Consider the following 19005-nt stretch of genomic DNA (forward strand, 5'->3'; position numbering starts at 1 on the left):
CACTCAAAAACCAAAAAGGAGGCCGACTGACCTCCTTTTTACTTTCTATTACTTACCTTCAAAAGAAAAGATCATTCCTCTCCAATATAGCCGCCGGTCTGATGAGCCCAGAGGTGCGCATAAATACCACCGTATTCGATCAGTTCCTGATGAGTTCCCTGCTCTACAATCGCGCCTTTATCCATCACAATTAAGCGGTCCATCGCGGCGATAGTAGACAGACGGTGTGCGATGGCAATAACCGTTTTGTTCTCCATAAGCTGAGTTAAGCTTTTCTGGATGGATGCCTCCACTTCCGAATCCAACGCAGAGGTTGCTTCGTCCAATACCAAAATAGGAGCATCTTTCAAAAGCACCCGAGCAATAGCAATGCGCTGACGTTGGCCGCCCGACAACTTAACACCACGCTCACCGACTTTGGCGTCATAACCAACGCGACCTTCGAGATCACTTAACGTCTGGATAAATTCATCCGCTTCCGCTTGCAAGGTTGCCTGCACCATTTCTTGTTCAGTAGCTGTTGGATGACCGTACAAGATATTCTCGCGAACAGAACGGTGCAGTAACGAGGTATCTTGTGTCACCATACCAATCTGGGCGCGCAGAGACTCTTGCTGAACCTTGCTGATGTCCTGACCGTCAATCAAAATACGGCCACCTGCCAAATCATGGAACCGCAGCAAGCTGTTCACCAATGTAGATTTACCCGCACCTGATCGACCCACTAAACCGACTTTTTCACCCGGCTTGATGTTTAAGCTTAAATCATCAATCACACCAGACGCTTTGCCGTAATGGAAAGCCATATGCTCAAACTCAATCTTACCGCGCGTCACTTCCAATGGTTTAGCATCAGGTGCATCCACCACATCTTGCGGTTGAGACAGAGTCGTAATGCCATCGGCAACGGTACCAATGTTTTCAAACAAGGCCGACATTTCCCACATAATCCACTGAGACATGCCGTTCAGACGCAGAGCCAAACTGACAGCAACCGCAATCGCGCCTGCGGTAATTAATTCTCCCGTCCACAACCAAATACCAATAAAGCCTAAAGCAAAGATCAATAAGTAATTAATTACATCAACACCGAAGCTCAGCCCAGTGGCATAACGCATTTGGGTGTACACCGTTTGTAAAAATGAATTCATGCCTTCTTTGGCGTAAGAGGCTTCGCGCTGACTGTGTGAAAACAGTTTTACCGTAGCAATGTTGGTGTAACTGTCCACCACCCGACCGGTCATTTCAGCCCGCGCATCGGCCTGTATGGTTGAAATTCGCTTTAAACGTGGAATAAAGAAGTAAAGAATTAATGAGTAGCACACGATCCAAGCCAGCAAAGGCAACATCATTCGATAATCTGACTGCGCCACCAAGACGAGAATAGACACCGCATAGACACCGACATAAACCATTACATCCAACAGTTTCATCACGGTTTCGCGAACCGCTAACGACGTTTGCATTACCTTGGTGGCAATCCGCCCGGCAAAGTCATTCTGATAAAACGACATACTTTGTTTCAGTAAATAGCGGTGCGACATCCAACGAATTTGCATCGGAAAATTACCAAGTAACGCCAAGTGCAAAACCGCTGCGTGCAAAAATACCAGAATCGGCAGCCCCACTAATAAGAGCACACCAAACCAAAACAACTCGCTGCCATGATTTTGATACAAGCTTGACGGTGTTTCTGTGGACAACCAGTCAATCAAGTCACCCATAAACCCAAACATGTAGACTTCAATCACCGCCAGAATCGCCGACAAAATACCCATGGTAATGAGAGGCCACTCCATGCCACGAATGTGATGACGACAGAACTGATACAAAGAAGAAGGCGGCTGTTTAGGTTCCTCTTCAGGAAAGGGATCAATGATTTTCTCGAACAAACGAAACATGAAAAAGACCTTAAAGACTGGAAAAAATAAGAAGGCATTGTAAAGCAATAAACCCTGATCAATGTAACAGGATTTTAGATTTAAGTTATCAATTTAGTTGCTCCGATCTATAGTTATAACAAGTGAACCGCTGAACAAGCTCATTCTTTTTCCTGAGCTCCTAATCCATCACGTTATGGAGGTATGTATGAATACGTCACGTCATGGAATATCTGTAGGCATTGAGCGAGTTGACGATGAAATACTGCTTACTATGCAAATTCAAGGAAAGCTAACACATCAAGATTACGAACACTTTGTTCCTATGTTGGAATCTGCGCTACAAGGCATTGAGCATCCTTACATCAACTTTTATGTTGATGCCACGGAATTAGAAGGCTGGGAACTGCGAGCAGCCTGGGACGATTTAAAGCTGGGGCTGAAACATGGAAATGACATCGCAAAAATAGCCATTTACGGCAATAAGAAATGGCAAGAATACGCAGCGAAGATTGGCTCTTGGTTTATATCGGGTGAAGCCAAGTTCTTTGAATCCAGGGAAGAAGCTATGGATTGGCTAAAAGAAGAAAAAAAGGCACTTTGGTAATCAAAGTGCCTTTTATGATCTTTAAACCAGCCGAATATGGATCACGCTTGTTGATAGTCACCTTCTTCGATGTGATCGGTAAGCAACTCAAAGTAAGGTTCAAACACGTCCTGTCCATTAAACTCGGCCTTCAATACCGAGATCATGGTGTACACACCCACCAGTTTTCTTTGCAAAAATAAGAACTCTTTTGGTGGCATATTAAAATGCTTAGACAGTGCTGAAATCGCTGCTTTTCTAGCAACCCGCGCAGGCAAATCACTCAGCGCCCAACAATATTCACCAAACTGATTTAAGGTAAATGCAGGGGGTGGATTTTGTTCATTGGCGAACGGTTCAACCAAATCGTACACGATCTCAGTAAAGGCACTTAAAATCTTCGGCGGGAAATGATCCTGCATAAAGTTGACGGATACCGCCCCTTCCAAGACACGTTTTTTATCACGCAGATAACCACCTTTAATCATCAACTGAACCGGTTTCATGATGCTGTCATCGAATGAACGAACGGCACCAAAATCCAGTAACACCAGTTGATCAGACTGGCCGTTTTCGCTTAAACGCACTCGGTAGTTACCAAAGTTCGGATCCGTTTGCATTTCCTGCCAAACAAAGAGCTCTTTAAATAACAGATCTAATGCCGCTTTCGACAGCTTATTTCTGCGCTCTAGTGTCAGCCCTAGCACGGCATCACAATTGACCGTTAAACCTTCTTCATACGTGGTGCACAGTACCGCACCTGTGGAATATCGATCAATCACATCCGGCACCACATAACGATGGTCATCCGCCAGCTGTTTTCTGAATTTCTTAGTGGTATGCGCTTCTTCGTAGTAATCCACTTCACGATGCATCATGAAGCGAATTTCATTGAACCACTGATCGAAATCTTTACCCATCTTGATGGAACGAGTCAGCTTCAATAAAGAAGCCACAGTACTTAAATCACTGTCGATGGCTTCGGCCACACCCGGGTATTGAACTTTCAGGCACAATTGCTTGCCGTCGGACTTACGAACGGCACGATGTACCTGCCCCAGCGACGCCGCACCTAGGGGGACAGGGTCAATCTCCAATTCAAGAAGGCGTTCAGCACCGAGCTCGGTAATCAACGCGTGATGAATGGTTGTCCAAGCAACCGGCGTGGTATCTTCTTCAAGGGTATGAAGCGCATCGGTGATTTCTTCGGGGAGGAATAACTCGCCGTATAAAGCCATCATTTGGCCAATCTTTACAACACTGCCTTTGAGTTTCCCCAGCTCTTCGACCAGGTAATGGGCTTCTTGAGATAAAGCACGCTTATGCGCTTTGCGTCGACGATCCTGACCTTTGAGCATGGCTCCTGCACTCTTTGACGCATAACGAGTACCTGCTACCAAGCCAGCTTTGGCCATCAAGAACTTTCGTTCAAAACTTCCTATTTTAATCTTTTCTACGTGCTTTTTCTTTTGTTTTGCCATGAAGCTTCCAATCTAGGATGGATACTTATTAAACAATCTCTATTAAAAAGAGATCACAACGCATGAGCCTGGCTGTCCATCAATCTCGCAATCGAGCCTGAAGGTTATAATTATTTATTGTGATTTATTATTTACTGATGAATAAAGGGCTGCGAATTCTACCGACTTTTGCGAATCAGCGCGATGTCATGAACCGACGTTTAACGTCACCCATTGCCATCTATCACACTAAAGCCCTCTCTACATCTCAGGCGATTTTGTCCAACCTAAATAGATTAATCAATTGATTAAGAAAAAAATTAAAAAAGTTATAAGAAAGTCTAGACAAAGAATATTTAATACATATAATGCTCATCCATTCGCCGGCATAGCTCAGTTGGTAGAGCAACTGACTTGTAATCAGTAGGTCCCGAGTTCGACTCTTGGTGCCGGCACCAGAATTAAAGCCCGACTTCGAAAGAAGTCGGGCTTTTTCGTTTTTCAGAAAAATTCTCTCACCACCACTAACCTTCACATTCCATTCTATAGTTGTATCAAGTTCGTACGAATACAGTTAGTAGGAATAAATCAGTACGATTGAATTAAAACGATTGGCCAGACGATCAAATAGCACTTACCAACAAGCAGAGATGAGACCAATTCATCTAAGTGATCAATTTTCTCAATTGAGCCCTGTTCATAAAGCACATAAACTAACCACCAAAATTAAACGTATGTTTGATACCCAAACACAGCAATAAAAAGAGATAACAAATGACTGCCTGCACTTCAGCCACCTTCAACCACCGTCGACTTTCCAAGTCCGCTAATCTTGCTCTGCAAGCGCTGATTGGCTTGATGTCATTTATATGGATGTTGAATCTTCATGCAAACACCCCTCCGCCAGCCAAAGTGGTTACTACTAACATCCAATTTCAGGAACTGGCCGATACCACCAGTATTCCTGGAATCATAGAGTTTAATACCAGCAGTCAAATCACCAGTGAACAAACCGGCATTATCTCCGCGATCTATTTCAATGAAGGCGACAAGGTGAACAAAGGCGATATTATTGCCAGCCTCAACACCGACTTGTTACATCAAGATATCAAAGTTAAGCGTTCTGAAATTGATGCCTTGGCAGCAGAACAAACACGAATCGAAAAAGACATCGAGCGTTCAAATAAGCTGCTCAAAACCAGTTTCGAAAGTAAACGCGCGTTGGAAAACCTAGAGTTCAGCCTGAAAGCAAATCTGGCAAACCGTCAGCGTCTGCTGCATCAGGTAGAACGTTTAAATATTCTGATTCGAAAGAGTGAAATCAAAGCGCAATTCGACGGTTTAATCCTGGCAAAACACAAACATCCTGGTGAGTGGCTGGGTCAAGCCGATCCCATTGTGACCTTGGCGAAACTAAGTGACACCATGGCACTGGTAAGTGTACCGGAACGTTACATTCGCTACATTCAATTAAGAAGCACCACCAGTGTAATGATCCCAGCGTTGGATCTAGAAGTGGAAGGTACCATCGACAGTACCGTGCCGGTAGCAGACCTTCGAACCAAAAGCGTTCCTCTAAAAGTGAAGATCGACTATCAGACCAGTTTCATCCGCAACATGTCGGTCAAAGTGTCTGTCGCTACCTCCGCGAAACGTAAGGTACTGACCTTCCCTAGAGATGCCGTCATTCAACATCAGGGCAAAGAGTTTGTTTATACCGTAAAAACCAATGACGATGGCAGCCAACAAGCCCAGATTGTTCCTGTACAAATAACAGGGCGTTATGGTGCAACTGTGGCAATTCAGCCAGGCTTATTGCAAGCAGATCAGCCAGTAATCATCAAAGGGAACGATCGCTTACAGCCAGATCAACCGATCGCGGTTCAGAATTAATATGAAAAATAACTATGAAAAACTAACCTGAAAACTCATCTAAAAAATACGGTATATGCCATCAGGCAAACGTTTATCGCTGGAGGCAAAAGCAGCTAGCGACGATTGGATCAAGGAATTCCTATGTCATTCATCAGTCAATCCATCAGACATCCGGTTGCGACCATCTCGGCCGTTATTCTGGTGGTCATGTTTGGTATTGTCAGCTTACTGCAGTTACCCGTACAGCTGACCCCAGATGTGGAACAACCACAAATCACAGTTCGAACGGTATGGGCTGGCGCCAGCCCTTATGAGATCGAAAAAGAAATCATTGAACCTCAAGAAGAAGTGTTGAAAAGCGTTCAGGGCTTGTTGCTACTCGAAAGCTCAAGCTACAACGACTACGGTGAAATCACATTAACCTTTAAAGTGGGAACGGCATTAAACACCGCCAACATGCTGGTTTCCAACAAACTTAATGAAGTATCCAGCTACCCTGAAAATGCCCTCAAGCCAGTAATCAACACGTCAGGCGCAGACAGTTCACCTATCATTTGGATGATGCTTAAAAAGAAAGAAGAACCGTTCCGGGATATTCGTAAAGAGCGCACCTTCTTCGAAAATGAAGTTCGTGCTCAGTTAGAACGCGTCGATGGCGTTGGTTCCTTATTTGTTCTCGGCGGAACAGAAGAGCAATTGGAAGTGGTGGTCGATACCACCGCACTTGCAAATAACCAGCTCACCATTGATGAACTCGCCCAGCGTATCCAGCGAGGCAACAAAACCACTTCCGCCGGTGTCCAAGGCATCAGCCGTCGTAATTACCGCATTCGTACCCTTGCTGAATTCCAAACACCTGAAGACGTAGAAAAACTGCCTGTCCGTGATGACGGCTTTTATCGCATTACTGTCGCGGATGTTGCCAACGCGCGTATCGGTTATGAACCAAAAACCGACGCCGTCCTGCATAATGGCATGCCGATGATCATCGTTGGCGTACGAAAAGAATCCGGCGCCAATGTATTGGAATTAACCCGCAGAGTGAACGTCGTTGTTAACGACCTGAATGACAACATTCTTGCCGATAACGGCCTGTATCTCGATTGGGTTTATGACCAAACGCCATACATCAATACTGCCATCGAAATGGTTCAAAACAACCTGATCATTGGTGCGTTAATGGCGATCACGGTACTCCAGTTGTTCTTACGCTCAATCTCCTCGACCATCACGGTAGCCATTGCCATTCCGGTTTCAGCCATGGGGACGTTTATCTTCTTGTATCTCGGTGAACGTTCAATCAATGTCGTCAGCCTGGCGGGGATTTCGTTCGCCGTTGGTATGCTGGTGGATAACTCCATTGTGGTCTTGGAAAACATCGACCGACATCGTCGCATGGGTAAAAGCGCGTTCAAAGCAGCGTTCGATGGTACCAACGAAGTATGGGGCGCAGTATTGGCGTCAACGGTCACTACCGTTGCCGTATTCCTACCAGTGCTCTTTATCGAAGAAGAAGCCGGTCAGCTGTTCCGGGACATTGCCATCGCGATTACTGCTTCGATTGTCTTCAGTCTAGTGGTATCAGTGTCGGTGATTCCAACCATCATTCGTCGTTTTTATGGGCGATCGGATCATAAATCCAGCCGCGCCGATGAACATGAACGCCCAGTGAAGCTCCACAAAGGTAACTGGTTTGTGCGAGGCATCATGGTGCTCTCTGAGATCACCTTAAAATCGTCATTCACACGTCTGACCACCGTCATTGTGTTTGTGTTGGGCTCATACTTCATCACCATGTGGTTGCTGCCCAAGTCGGAATACTTGCCACAAGGTAACCGAAACCTGATCCTTAACATTCTGGTTCCACCACCCGGCTATTCCGTCGAAAAACGCGAGCAACTATCCGAATACGTGTACGACGAATTAAAGCCGTATATTGAAGAAGATAACGTTGAAGGCTTCCCTCAAATCAAACAGCTCTTCTTCGTAAGTAACGATGGGCTTACCCTCTTTGGCGGCTTGAGTGAACACGAAACACGAGCCAAAGAACTAATGCCTCTATTCAACCGAGTAATGCAGTCGATACCGGATATGTTCGGTGTCAGTTTGCAAGCGGGTATTTTCGAAAGCGGCATCGGTAAAGGCCGAAGCATTGATGTGAATATCTCCGGCGAAGACAACGAAGCCATCGTCAATGCCGCCCGAGTACTCTACGGTACCTTGGCAGGCGCAATTCAAGAAGCTCAGATCCGACCTGTGCCGTCATTGGAAATCTCCTATCCAGAAGCTCGAATCATGCCGGATCGCAATAAACTGCTTGCCAACGGTCTCGATGAAACCAGCTTAGGCACCTACATCGACATCATCATGGATGGCCGAAAAATCAGCGAATACAAACCGGACGGTAAGAAAGAAATCGACCTGGTATTACGTACCGCTGCCGAGCGTGTGGCTTCACCCGAGGACATTCTGGATAAACACATCGTTAACAACTTTGGACAACTGGTCCGCATCGGAGATGTCGCTGAATTGAGTTACACCACGGGTGTTCCCCAAATCAATCACAGAGAACGCAAACGTACCGTGACACTGCAAGTGACGCCGCCACCAGAAATGCCATTACAAACGGCACTGGAGTTGATCAGTCAGAAGCTGGTACCGTCCGTAGAAGAGCAAGGTATCCTAGGCGACGTTCAAGTCTCGGTCGGTGGTAACGCAGACAAACTGACCGAAACCAAAGACGCTTTGCAGTGGAACTTCATCCTAGCAATCCTGATTACTTACCTATTGATGTCAGCGCTGTTCTCAAACTATCTCTATCCACTGATCATTTTGGTGTCAGTGCCATTAGCCGCCGCCGGTGGTTTTGTGGGCTTATCACTGGTAAATCAATTCATTGCACCACAACCCTTCGATATTCTGGTAATGCTTGGCTTTGTAATTCTGGTGGGAACAGTCGTGAACAATGCAATTCTGATCGTTCACCAGTCTCTGAATAACGTTCGCTTTAACGGTATGGATAACATCACTGCGATTCTGTGGTCGGTTCGTACTCGTATTCGACCGATCTTTATGAGTACCACCACCAGCCTGTTTGGACTTTTCCCGCTGGTGATTGCCACAGGCGCGGGCAGTGAAATTTATCGAGGACTCGGCAGTGTCATTCTGGGAGGCTTAGCCTTATCCACCCTACTAACACTCTTTGTGATTCCTGCATTGTTGGCTTTCTTCATTCACATGGAGAAACCACAAATCCGCGAAGAACTGTAAATACAGCCCGTCCTCACAGGAAAATCTTTCTGTTCCTTACTCCAGAGCAAGCACTATAGTGACTTGCTTTGGGGACTTACTCCGAGAACGCCCTATGGGAACTCGCTCTGGAATAGCCTCGAACATCTCATTTCTTTTTTAATCTCAAAATTCTGCCATACTTTTTAAAGCTCTATAGAACATACCCATAAAAAATAATTTAAAGCTCATACTCAAATGGATGCTATGAAAAAGCCCTGTTCTGCTCTTTTGTCCTTTTTACTATTCTTTTTAACTCAGACTGTTTTAGCTATTGAACCAGATCCATCTAAAGCCGATGTACGTTTAGTCACAGGAATTCTAGAACCTTATCAGGTGTATGATCAAAATCAGCAACTCACAGGCACAGGCATCTCTGCCATTCAATGCCTGGAAAAACAATCAGGATTAACCTTCAGTGTTGAAGTGTTTCCATGGAAACGAGCGCAAGAATTAGTCGAAAGAAAAAAGTACGATGGTTTTTTTGTTGGCTCTAAAAATACAACACGTGATAAATACGCAACCTTCGTTGGGCCACTGCTTCACAGTTTTTGGCAGTGGTACACAGTGAAAGATGAAAAGATGGAAATTAACCCGGATGGCACACCTACATCTAAAGACAAGATCATCGGTGTGGTGTTAGGGACAAATATGCATCAGTGGATTTCAAGCCAACCTGGCTATCAAGTGGTTGCACACACCACCAGCGACCAGTTGTTTGAATTACTTGCTGCAGGCAGACTCGATTATGTATTGGCCACAGGTGCCATGTATGAAGAGTCCTTAAAAACACTGGATTCCCAATTCAACATTTTGGTCGCCCGATCCAAACCTTTGGGCCTGTATCTAGGCCATCACTTTATGGAACAACACAAAGAACTTGCAGCTAAAATCGAAAAAGGCGCAACTCAATGTGCGCCTTAATGTCGATAGTACTGAAATAGCACTTTAAGCGTTTCAACGCCCACTAACAGCGTCGGTATTCACTCGGCGCTTTCCCCGTCCAACGTTTAAATGCCCTACGGAAATTAGCACTGTCGCTGTATCCCAGGCGGCTGGCAACATCATCAACTGAAAGACGATGATCACCCAAGAAATGACAGGCTTTTTCTTTCAATACCGAGTTCACAATATTTTGGTAGCTGGTATCGTGACGAGCCAATCGTTGTCGCAACGCTTTAGGTGACAATTCAAACGAATCCGCCAAATCGTTAAGGCTTGGGATGTTGCCCGTGTTGCGTTGCAAAATCAGTTTCACCTGATTAGGCAGGGTATCTTGTTCGGATAAATCGCGAATGCGCTGATCACACAGTTTCTTAGCCAGTTCCGACAAAAATGGATTGGCTGTCTTCAACGGCTGACTTAGCAAAGCGGTCGGAAACACCATTTCATTAAACTGTTGATCAAAAGAGACGTCACAACCAAACAGATCTTCGTAATCTTTCAGGTACTTCCTACGACCGAAAGCCAAATTTAGCTGGCTCAACATCATCTGATCACCGAGCATGCTTTGCAGCTTCATCCAATGGCTGGCGAAAACGGCTTCGGCAGTGAACACTTTATGTTGAGGTTTGATGCGATTGTAGTAAGGATAGGTCACTCGAATAATAGTGAGATCATCCATTACCGTGACAGATTGCTGCATGGAAAAGCCAGAAATCGGGTAATACTTCATCATCCGATCCACCGCTTCCCCTAAGGTATTCGCAGACACCACCAACTGAGACAATAGACCGTCAGCGTGTACGGTAATTTGTCGTCCAAACTCAAGACCAAGCGAAGGACAGTCCGTGAGTTTGTAGCCTAAGTCGATCATACGACCAAATTGGCGGCGACTGACCCGGCCTTCATTTGAATATAATTTGTTTGAAGAAATTCCAACCTGATCACCCAGATGAAACTCCTGCCCCCCTAGTTTATCAGCAACCTGACTTAATACCGCCGCATAGATCGAAGGTATTTGTTCTTTATCCAGTACTTTGTCGTTCATGGCTTGCCTATCAAAGTCTGATAATTGGTACGCCTGAACCCCCGGTGGAATGCCCTAAACAGGTCATTCCGTTCATGTACCTTATTATAATTATCGCCTGTTATTATTCGGCATCCGAAGCTGTATTTATTACCAATTTTCAAGATGCACCTTATTGGAAACGTGTCCGTACATAGTATTCAGCCACTCTCCTGAGGCATTTCGTCCACAGTAACATCGTACCAACTCGGTATAGAGGTTATATCTGACCATATTTCAGTCATACTTTACCAGCGTTTATTGAATTGTCGTTCAATTAAAAATCATGTCGCGAATTATCAATAAACTAACACCTCTTAACAACCACATAAGTTTCAAGGACTTACTCGGAGAGCCCCCTACTTAATCCGCTTTTTAGACAGACTCTCCAGTATTGCAGCCAAGAAACGGGCAGCTTCCCCACCAGTAACAGCTCTGTGATCAAAGGTTAATGAAAGAGGCATCACCGAACGAATTTGCGCCTCCCCCTTATACACCACGACATCTTCATAAATTTTCCCGGCGCCGATAATAGCTACTGTAGGTGGTACAACCACGGGTGTGGCAAAACGCCCGGCCATTGTGCCAAAATTGCTCAAGGTGATGGTTGCGCCCAGCATTTCAGACGGCGGAATGGTACGAGCTTTGACATCAGCCCTAAGATGATTCAAGCCATCCCGAAGATTCTTTAATGAACGATTATTGATGTCGCGTAATACCGGCACAAACAAACCTTGATCGGTATCCACGGCAATGCCCAAGTCCACTTGAGAACACATACGACGCGACATGTGCTCACCGTCAAACCACACATTCAACGCAGGCTCTTTCTTGCAGGCCGCTGCAATGGCTTTCGCCAACCTCATGGTGGTGTCTTCACCTTCCGCCCATTTATCTACGTCTGCTACATCGAAAATACTCACCGGCACCACATGCTGATGCGACAAGGACATGGTTTTGGCCATGGTACGGCGCACCCCTCGCAAGGTTTCGCCCTGGCCTTTTTCCTGATCCACACGCGCATAGGACTCAATGTCTTGCGCTAAAATCCGTCCCTCTGGACCCGACCCTCGCACCGAGTCAATATCCACATCCAGGCGACGTGCTAACGCCCGAACACTGGGCGTCGCCTTGGCTTGAGAATAGGACGAGTGAGAAGATGACGAAGCGTGTGGCGAACCAATAATGAACTGTTCAGTTACAGACGATTTAGCCGTAGTAGATGCCCCAGTGGACACTTTGGATTTTTTCGCTTCAGGGATTTTCCCGACTACTGTGCCAGTGTCTTCCGCTTGGCTATCAAACTCCACTAATGGATCACCAATATGAAGCACATCGCCCGGCTGACCAAAACACGCCACAACTTTGCCTGAGACAGGAGAAGGCAAATCTACAATGGCTTTGGCCGTTTCCACTGATACGAGTAATTGATCTTCCTTAATCTCTTCGCCTTCTTTGACATGCCACTCAACGATTTCTGCTTCTGATAACCCTTCACCCAAATCGGGTAATTTAAAGTACTTCATAGGCACTCCGTTTAATCAGACGTCATTTCTTTTCAGGTCCACGTTTTAAAATTTCATTAGGTCAAGACAGGTACTTACGATGTCTTGTTCGGATGGCAAGTAATACTGTTCGTTTTTAAAGTACGGCATGATGGTGTCGAACCCCGTGACCCGTTTTACCGGCGCTTTTAAGTCCAACAAGGCGTGCTCCGCAAGCCCTGCCGCTATCTCAGCGCCCACCCCGAACGAACGACAAGCTTCATGCACAATGCAACAACGACCAGTGTGCTTAACGGAATTCAAGATAGTCGCGAAATCCAACGGTTTAATGGTGGCCAAATCCAACACTTCACATTCAATTCCTTGTTCACTGAGCTGGTCTGCTGCCGACATGGTTTCCATGATCGACGCCCCCCAACTCACCAGAGTAATGTCGTCACCCTGACGTAAGGTAAAACAGGTATCCAAAGGCAACGCCTGCCCATGGTCTTCCACCCGTTGTCTTTCTATCCGATAGATGCGTTTAGGTTCCAGAAACAACACAGGGTCATTACTTCGAATCGCAGCCAACAATAAGCCATAAGCGCGAACCGGGGACGACGGAATCACCACCCGTAACCCTGGCACATGAGCAAACAAGGCTTCGGTGCTTTCTGAGTGATGTTCCGGTGCATGAATTCCGCCACCAAACGGTGCTCGAATGACCAGCGGACATGTAATGCGACCACGGGTGCGATTCCGCATGCGACTGGCATGGGACACCACTTGCTCCATACAGGCGTAGATAAACCCCATGAATTGAATCTCAGCTACAGGTCTCAAGCCATAGCCCGCCATGCCAATGGCCATACCGGCAATCAAGGTTTCCGCCAAAGGCGTATCCATGACGCGCTTGAATCCAAACTCCTCTCTTAAACCTAAAGTTGCACGAAATACCCCGCCGTTGGGCCCAATATCTTCTCCAAGCAGGACGACATTCTCATCACAACGCATCTCATGCGCTAACGCTAAGGTCACCGCTTCGACCATAGTGATGTCATGCACAGGGCTGTTATTCACAGTTGCATCGTTCGCTGTTTCAATGCTCGCTGTTTCATCGTTCATAACCGCTCCCCTCTAATCCTCAGTCTCGGAAGACTGCATTCGTTCGACTTTCTGATAGAGCAATTCCAACTGCCCTGACATACACTCAGGAAATTCCTCATACAGATGATCAAACATCGCTTCGGCCGGCTCAGGCGGCATGGATTTATAGGCGCTAATCCCCTCTTCGACTTTTTTGTCACACGCGTGTTGCCACTGTTTTTCTTGATCGCTGTCCCACCAGCCTTGCTCAGCTAAATAGGTTTGCATGCGTTTAATGGGTTCTTTTGACCAAGCCTCTTTGGCTTCTTCGGGGGAACGATAACGGGTGGCATCATCGGCTGTGGTGTGATCCCCTAAACGATAAGTCACCGCTTCAATCAGAAACGCGCCTTTACCAGATCGGGCACGTTCGAGCGCTAAAGTCATCGCGTCATAACAAGCGACAAAATCATTGCCATCTACTTGCAGAAAAGGAATGCCTGCACCAACGGCTTTTTGCGCTAAGGTCTTGGCGCCGCATTGAATCGATCGGGGCACTGAAATGGCGTACTGATTGTTGGAGATGACAAACACCACCGGCAACTGCCAGGCACCGGCCACATTAATCGCTTCAAGAAAGTCGCCTTTGGATGTTCCACCATCACCGATGGTCGTGACCACGGCATTGGCTTCGCCTTTAATCTTCATAGCCGCCCCCACACCAGCCGCATGACCCGACTGAGTAGCAATGGGAACACTGATCGGAAAATCATGAACCGGACCACCCGCACTGCCGCGTTCATCGCCGCCCCAATACAACAACACATCCCGAATCGGCCAGCCACGAATCAAAAAAGTCGCATGATCACGATAATAAGGAACAAGCACATCCTCCTTGGTCATCGACAATCCGACGGCAACACCAATGGCTTCCTGACCTAGCGAGGCGGGATAGGTGCCCATTTGTCCGGTTCGCTGTAAGGCAACGGCCTTTTGATCGTAGACACGAGTTAAGGTCATCCAGCGATAGGCTTCTTTAAGCAATTCGGGATTTTTAAGAATGGACGCCTGCGTTTCGGTTAAGCCGGTTAACGCTTGTCCTTTGGCTGAAAGACATTGTAGATAAGGTACTTCCACATGCGGTTGCATAGGCATAGACGACTCCTATCTTCATAATCATTTCGACCCAGTCGTTGCTGTTCACAAACTCTGTATACAAATTGCTGGGTACGTTAGGCTTCAATAATCTCCTTCGCCATGGTAACAGCCACCTGATTCGTGGGAATATCCTGTTTATGGGACTCAGAGAAAACCTGAGCTAAGGTCTTAGGTAAGCGCTCTAAATTAAGTGCGATTTGTTCGGCTGAAAATCCTTGATAACGCCCCGACGCATAGATAAGTCCACCCGAGTTGATGACAAAATCAGGGGCATAGAGGATTTCTCGTTTATGTAATAAATCGCCCGTTTCTTCATTCCAAAGCTGATTATTAGCACAGCCTGCAATGGCTTTGCAGTTTAATCTAGGCACCAAATCCGGCGTGATAATGCCACCTAAACCACACGGCGCTAAGATGTCGCAGGGCTCAACAAGTAACTCGCTGACCGGCGCAACAAACACCCCATGTTCATTGATGACGCGGCGGGTTTTCTCTGAATCCTTATCCGAAACAATCACTGTCACGCCCTTTTCGATGAGCTTTTCCATCAAGGTATAACCGACATTCCCTAAACCTTGAATAGCAACCGTAGATCGATCCAGTGCAATATTCAGTTCGTCTTCAAGGATCATTCGTATGTTCTGAAACACCCCTTCTGCAGTATGTGGAGAGGGATTACCAATAACAGAACTGCTGGCCACAAATTCGGTTTGTCCTCGAATAATATCCATATCCTGAACGTCGGTTCCCGAATCTACAGCCGTTATGTAACGCCCCACTAAATCCTGAACAAACTGACCAAAACGCTTAAACAAGGCTTCACGATCAAATTCGCCTTCCGGATACAAAATGACGGCCTTGCCACCACCAAACGGCACTCCCGCCAATGCGGCTTTATAAGTCATACCTTGGGCCAAACGCGCCGCATCCAACGCGGCACTGTCGGGGTCTGAATAAGGAACAAAACGACACCCGCCCAATGCTGGCCCCAGCTGGGTGCTGTGTATTGCCACAATCGCGTTCAAGTCATCGCTTTGAACATAGTGCAATTCTTGAAGTTGGTGTTCCTTCATCAGATCAAACATAGAAGACTCCATGAAGTGAAGGTAACCGATCAGGAAGTCCCTGAATCCATTAGCGGTTTTAACTTGAGTTTAGCCAGACAGCTCAAAAAATGTGCAACTTTTTGTAAATAAAAGGTCCAAATAAGGGATTATAGGTTGCACAAAAATGGCGGATGCGGATAATCACGAGCACTCAAAATACGCCTATCTCAGCAAACGCCCCCGAATCTCCGATGCCTGAAAATACCAAACACCCAGCACTCTTTGATACCGTCATTACCAGCCATCGAGACATCGACGTTTATTACCAAGACGATCATATGGCAATGGTAGCCAAACCCGCTGACCTGCTTACCGTACCAGGAAGGGGGCCAGACAAAGCCGACTGTTTGATTTCCCGAATTCAGGAAAACGCACCCTATGCACGCATCGTTCATCGCTTAGATATGGCAACGTCAGGAATTTTAGTCATCGCTTATACGCCCACTGCACATCGGGAACTCAGCCGTCAGTTTCAAGATCGAGAAACTCAAAAACACTACATTGCTGTGGTGAATGGTGACTTGGTGGCCAGCACTGGAAAAAAATCCGGGGAAGTGGATCTGCCCTTAATCACCGACTGGCCGAATCGTCCAAAACAGAAAGTGTGTCATGAGTCAGGAAAACCCTCTCAAACGTTGTGGCAGGTAATAGAACACTCTGATGATCGAACGCGTGTAAAGCTGACCCCAATTACCGGTCGCAGTCATCAATTAAGAGTGCACATGTTGGCATTAGGCCACCCAATTCTTGGTGATAACCTCTACGCCTGTGATGAAGCCTTGGCCAAATCGGATCGTTTGTTATTGCATGCAGAACAACTTACGGTAACTCACCCAGTCACCCAACAGCCCATTTGTGCCAAAGCCCGGCTGGATTTTTAACGATAGAAACAATCAATGACGTTTCTTTTCCAACTGTTGCTGATGAAACGCCACCCTCGCCTCAAAGTCCACTGATTGATAATACGCTTCTAACGCGCTGAGCCATCGGCTTTGCAATTGCGGATATACCTTATTTTTCTTGGAAAACGCCAAATACACGGGCGTAGAACGCTTTACGCTGTAGACTTCTCGAAACGTCGCTTCGCTGAGCTGATTCGACGCATTACTCACTTTCTCAACTTCTTCCTGAAAACTGGCTCTGGGCATAAAGAAATAGTCGGCTCGTTTCAGAGCCACAAATTTCATTACTTGATCTAAGGTGGACAGCTCCACAAGCTTGGGATCAAGACCTCGCTTTGGAAGTAACGCAACAAAGTCATCTATTTCTTTACCAAAACTGTTACCCCGGACAATCGCTAACGTAAACTGAGCGAGATCTTCTATGGCCGTGACGTCTGGAAAATTTGTGTCGTAAGCACTGTAAACACCTACTTCAGTGAAATTAATAAATGCGGGACGATCAAGATAACGAAACTTTATCTCCCGTTCAGGTGTTTTATTTGCCCCTAAAATAAAGTCAGTGGTTCCTAGCGCAACACTTTCCTGACAACGCTTCCAACTGTCAATTTCCTTCATGACCAGTTTAATATCCGGATTTTTTGCCCTAAACAAATCAAGCTGTTCAACCAAAATACCACTGTAAGTACCTTGTTTGTTTTTATAAATCCAGGGTGGCCAATTGAAATAAGCACACCAACGAAACGCCTTATCTTGGCCAATATTGATCTGACTAGAGTCGGCTTGAGTAGGTTCAATCTGAATGGATTCGATCTGAATGGATTCGACCTGAATAAGTTCAATCTGAACAGATTCCTTCTGAACAGAACCAGCCAGCAGCGGCGTACTCAACAAACACAACAAAAGAATGATATGTTTCATAAATGATTTTTCACGTGACAGTGAAATCCAGTATAGCCGGATGTTCAGCGACTTTTCTAAGGGAACCTTTGAGTATCACATCAAGATTATCAACGACTTGTCTTAAATCGACATAAAGGTTCTCCAGAATCACCTTCTATACTGGTAAAGATTACTTTCCCCGTTGGAGGTTTAAGTGCGGCAAAGATTCAGTTCGATTAATTCAGGCAGCCAAACCCAAATTGGCTATAAAGAGATTTTCGAAGTCATCACGGACGACGGCGTACCTTTGATCGTGACCCGCAAGCTTCCTTTGCTCCAAAAAAGAAATCTAACACCGGTATTACTGATTCACGGTCTCGGTCAAAATCGTCATTTTTGGGATCTGACCGGACGTTCCTTTGCCGACTATCTTGTAACTCAAGGCTATGATGTGTTTATCGCAGAACTTCGCGGTCATGGCCTCAGCCGCGCGAATGGCGCACCTTACCCTAAGAGTTTCGAAGAATATGTGGATTACGATGTTCCTGCACTGATCGACTTTATCTGTCACCGAACCGAACACAACAAGATCTATCTCATCGGTCACTCACTGGGTGGCGCCATCTGTTACGGGGCCAGCTCTGAAATGCAGCGCCAACTCAAAGGCTTTGTGTCCATTTGCGGGCCGTTTAATTTTGGCAAAGGCACTCGTGTGATTCGTCCATTGGCGCAAGCCTACACCTGGATGCACCGTAAATTGCACGTTCACGCCCTCTTTCCACAACACCTGAGTATTGATGTGGTCGGCGCTCTCACTAATCGAGCACTGCCTTTTCTCGATAATGAAAAGAATCGCTGGTTCGCCCCCTTATGGGTTCCACAAACCATAGATCAACCTTTCTTAACCAATCTGCTATTAAAAGCTTTTGACCGAACGGGCATGCCGGTTTTCTCTACGCTATTAGGCTGGGCGTCAGAAGGCAGGTTTTTAAGCACCAATCGGCAACACGATTACGAGCAATCCATTCGGCAAATTACCACACCGGTATTATTTCTCTCTGCAGACAAGGACAGAGTAGTACCGCCAGAGTCCATTGCCGGTGCCTATGACAAAATTGGTAGTGTCGATCGTCAATGGCGTGAGTTTGGAAAACCGGAAGATCATCGACATTTTGGTCACATGGATATTATTTGTGGTCAAGATGCTCCTGAAAAAGTCTGGCCAGTTGTCCGGGATTGGTTACTGGAACGAGACGCTTAACGCACTTCTCAAAATATTTCTGAACATAAAAT

14 protein-coding genes and 1 tRNA gene are annotated in these 19005 nt (G+C 46.2%); 7 read left to right on the forward strand and 8 right to left on the reverse strand.

The features are described from left to right. Positions 1–71: 71 nt before the first annotated feature. Positions 72–1901, reverse strand: a complete 1830-nt coding sequence (locus ACFOEK_RS03700) for an ABC transporter ATP-binding protein (protein WP_386716346.1) — start codon at positions 1899–1901, stop codon at positions 72–74. Positions 1902–2088: 187 nt separating this feature from the next. Between ACFOEK_RS03700 and ACFOEK_RS03705 the strand changes: the two genes are divergently transcribed. Then, positions 2089–2487, forward strand: a complete 399-nt coding sequence (locus tag ACFOEK_RS03705) for a SpoIIAA family protein (RefSeq protein WP_386716349.1) — start codon at positions 2089–2091, stop codon at positions 2485–2487. Positions 2488–2528: 41 nt separating this feature from the next. On the opposite strand, the gene ACFOEK_RS03710 is transcribed toward ACFOEK_RS03705, so the two are convergent. After that, positions 2529–3947 (reverse strand): ABC1 kinase family protein, encoded by a 1419-nt coding sequence (locus ACFOEK_RS03710; protein WP_386716352.1) that lies wholly within the window; start codon positions 3945–3947, stop codon positions 2529–2531. 361 nt (positions 3948–4308) lie between these two features. Here ACFOEK_RS03710 and ACFOEK_RS03715 point away from each other — a divergent pair. The 4 genes from ACFOEK_RS03715 to ACFOEK_RS03730 all read left to right on the forward strand — a co-directional run bounded on the left by ACFOEK_RS03715 (position 4309) and on the right by ACFOEK_RS03730 (position 10013). Beyond that, positions 4309–4384, forward strand: a tRNA-Thr gene (locus ACFOEK_RS03715). Between the two features lie 316 nt (positions 4385–4700). Further along, entirely contained in the window at positions 4701–5819 is a 1119-nt protein-coding gene (locus tag ACFOEK_RS03720; RefSeq protein WP_386716355.1) for an efflux RND transporter periplasmic adaptor subunit, read from the forward strand. A gap of 123 nt (positions 5820–5942) precedes the next feature. Then, positions 5943–9071, forward strand: coding sequence for an efflux RND transporter permease subunit (locus ACFOEK_RS03725; protein WP_386716358.1), 3129 nt, complete (start codon positions 5943–5945; stop codon positions 9069–9071). Positions 9072–9296: 225 nt separating this feature from the next. Then, positions 9297–10013, forward strand: a complete 717-nt coding sequence (locus ACFOEK_RS03730) for a substrate-binding periplasmic protein (protein WP_386716361.1) — start codon at positions 9297–9299, stop codon at positions 10011–10013. A 43-nt stretch (positions 10014–10056) separates the two neighbouring features. Here ACFOEK_RS03730 and ACFOEK_RS03735 read toward each other — a convergent pair whose 3' ends face one another. The 5 genes from ACFOEK_RS03735 to ACFOEK_RS03755 all read right to left on the reverse strand — a co-directional run bounded on the left by ACFOEK_RS03735 (position 10057) and on the right by ACFOEK_RS03755 (position 15910). Then, on the reverse strand, positions 10057–11079 hold the full coding sequence (locus ACFOEK_RS03735; RefSeq protein ID WP_386716364.1) for an AraC family transcriptional regulator: 1023 nt from the start codon (positions 11077–11079) through the stop codon (positions 10057–10059). A 377-nt stretch (positions 11080–11456) separates the two neighbouring features. After that, positions 11457–12623, reverse strand: coding sequence for a dihydrolipoamide acetyltransferase family protein (locus ACFOEK_RS03740; RefSeq protein ID WP_386716367.1), 1167 nt, complete (start codon positions 12621–12623; stop codon positions 11457–11459). A gap of 45 nt (positions 12624–12668) precedes the next feature. Continuing rightward, entirely contained in the window at positions 12669–13631 is a 963-nt protein-coding gene (locus ACFOEK_RS03745; RefSeq protein ID WP_386718533.1) for an alpha-ketoacid dehydrogenase subunit beta, read from the reverse strand. Between the two features lie 87 nt (positions 13632–13718). Next, the gene (gene pdhA, locus ACFOEK_RS03750; protein ID WP_386716370.1) at positions 13719–14822 is read right to left on the reverse strand and encodes a pyruvate dehydrogenase (acetyl-transferring) E1 component subunit alpha; all 1104 of its coding nucleotides are present in this window, start codon (positions 14820–14822) and stop codon (positions 13719–13721) included. Positions 14823–14899: 77 nt separating this feature from the next. Next, positions 14900–15910, reverse strand: coding sequence for a Glu/Leu/Phe/Val family dehydrogenase (locus ACFOEK_RS03755; protein ID WP_386716373.1), 1011 nt, complete (start codon positions 15908–15910; stop codon positions 14900–14902). A 152-nt stretch (positions 15911–16062) separates the two neighbouring features. Here ACFOEK_RS03755 and ACFOEK_RS03760 point away from each other — a divergent pair, with 152 nt between their 5' ends. Beyond that, the gene (locus tag ACFOEK_RS03760; RefSeq protein WP_386716376.1) at positions 16063–16812 is read left to right on the forward strand and encodes a pseudouridine synthase; all 750 of its coding nucleotides are present in this window, start codon (positions 16063–16065) and stop codon (positions 16810–16812) included. A 12-nt stretch (positions 16813–16824) separates the two neighbouring features. Here ACFOEK_RS03760 and ACFOEK_RS03765 read toward each other — a convergent pair whose 3' ends face one another. Next, positions 16825–17751, reverse strand: coding sequence for a substrate-binding periplasmic protein (locus tag ACFOEK_RS03765; protein ID WP_386716379.1), 927 nt, complete (start codon positions 17749–17751; stop codon positions 16825–16827). 175 nt (positions 17752–17926) lie between these two features. Here ACFOEK_RS03765 and ACFOEK_RS03770 point away from each other — a divergent pair, with 175 nt between their 5' ends. After that, the gene (locus tag ACFOEK_RS03770) at positions 17927–18973 is read left to right on the forward strand and encodes an alpha/beta fold hydrolase (protein ID WP_386716382.1); all 1047 of its coding nucleotides are present in this window, start codon (positions 17927–17929) and stop codon (positions 18971–18973) included. Positions 18974–19005: the final 32 nt, after the last annotated feature.

The organism is Litoribrevibacter euphylliae (assembly GCF_042646085.1).
In the GTDB taxonomy this organism is placed as follows: domain Bacteria; phylum Pseudomonadota; class Gammaproteobacteria; order Pseudomonadales; family Litoribrevibacteraceae; genus Litoribrevibacter; species Litoribrevibacter euphylliae.

Coding starts and splice junctions, on each gene's coding strand:
- ACFOEK_RS03755 (WP_386716373.1), bottom strand. CDS start 15,910: ATGTTTGATCTGATGAAGGAACACCAACTTCAAGAATTGCACTATGTT.
- ACFOEK_RS03725 (WP_386716358.1), top strand. CDS start 5,943: ATGTCATTCATCAGTCAATCCATCAGACATCCGGTTGCGACCATCTCG.
- ACFOEK_RS03710 (WP_386716352.1), bottom strand. CDS start 3,947: ATGGCAAAACAAAAGAAAAAGCACGTAGAAAAGATTAAAATAGGAAGT.
- ACFOEK_RS03760 (WP_386716376.1), top strand. CDS start 16,063: ATGCGGATAATCACGAGCACTCAAAATACGCCTATCTCAGCAAACGCC.
- ACFOEK_RS03705 (WP_386716349.1), top strand. CDS start 2,089: ATGAATACGTCACGTCATGGAATATCTGTAGGCATTGAGCGAGTTGAC.
- ACFOEK_RS03745 (WP_386718533.1), bottom strand. CDS start 13,631: ATGGTCGAAGCGGTGACCTTAGCGTTAGCGCATGAGATGCGTTGTGAT.
- ACFOEK_RS03700 (WP_386716346.1), bottom strand. CDS start 1,901: ATGTTTCGTTTGTTCGAGAAAATCATTGATCCCTTTCCTGAAGAGGAA.
- ACFOEK_RS03720 (WP_386716355.1), top strand. CDS start 4,701: ATGACTGCCTGCACTTCAGCCACCTTCAACCACCGTCGACTTTCCAAG.
- pdhA (WP_386716370.1), bottom strand. CDS start 14,822: ATGCCTATGCAACCGCATGTGGAAGTACCTTATCTACAATGTCTTTCA.
- ACFOEK_RS03735 (WP_386716364.1), bottom strand. CDS start 11,079: ATGAACGACAAAGTACTGGATAAAGAACAAATACCTTCGATCTATGCG.
- ACFOEK_RS03740 (WP_386716367.1), bottom strand. CDS start 12,623: ATGAAGTACTTTAAATTACCCGATTTGGGTGAAGGGTTATCAGAAGCA.
- ACFOEK_RS03730 (WP_386716361.1), top strand. CDS start 9,297: ATGAAAAAGCCCTGTTCTGCTCTTTTGTCCTTTTTACTATTCTTTTTA.
- ACFOEK_RS03765 (WP_386716379.1), bottom strand. CDS start 17,751: ATGAAACATATCATTCTTTTGTTGTGTTTGTTGAGTACGCCGCTGCTG.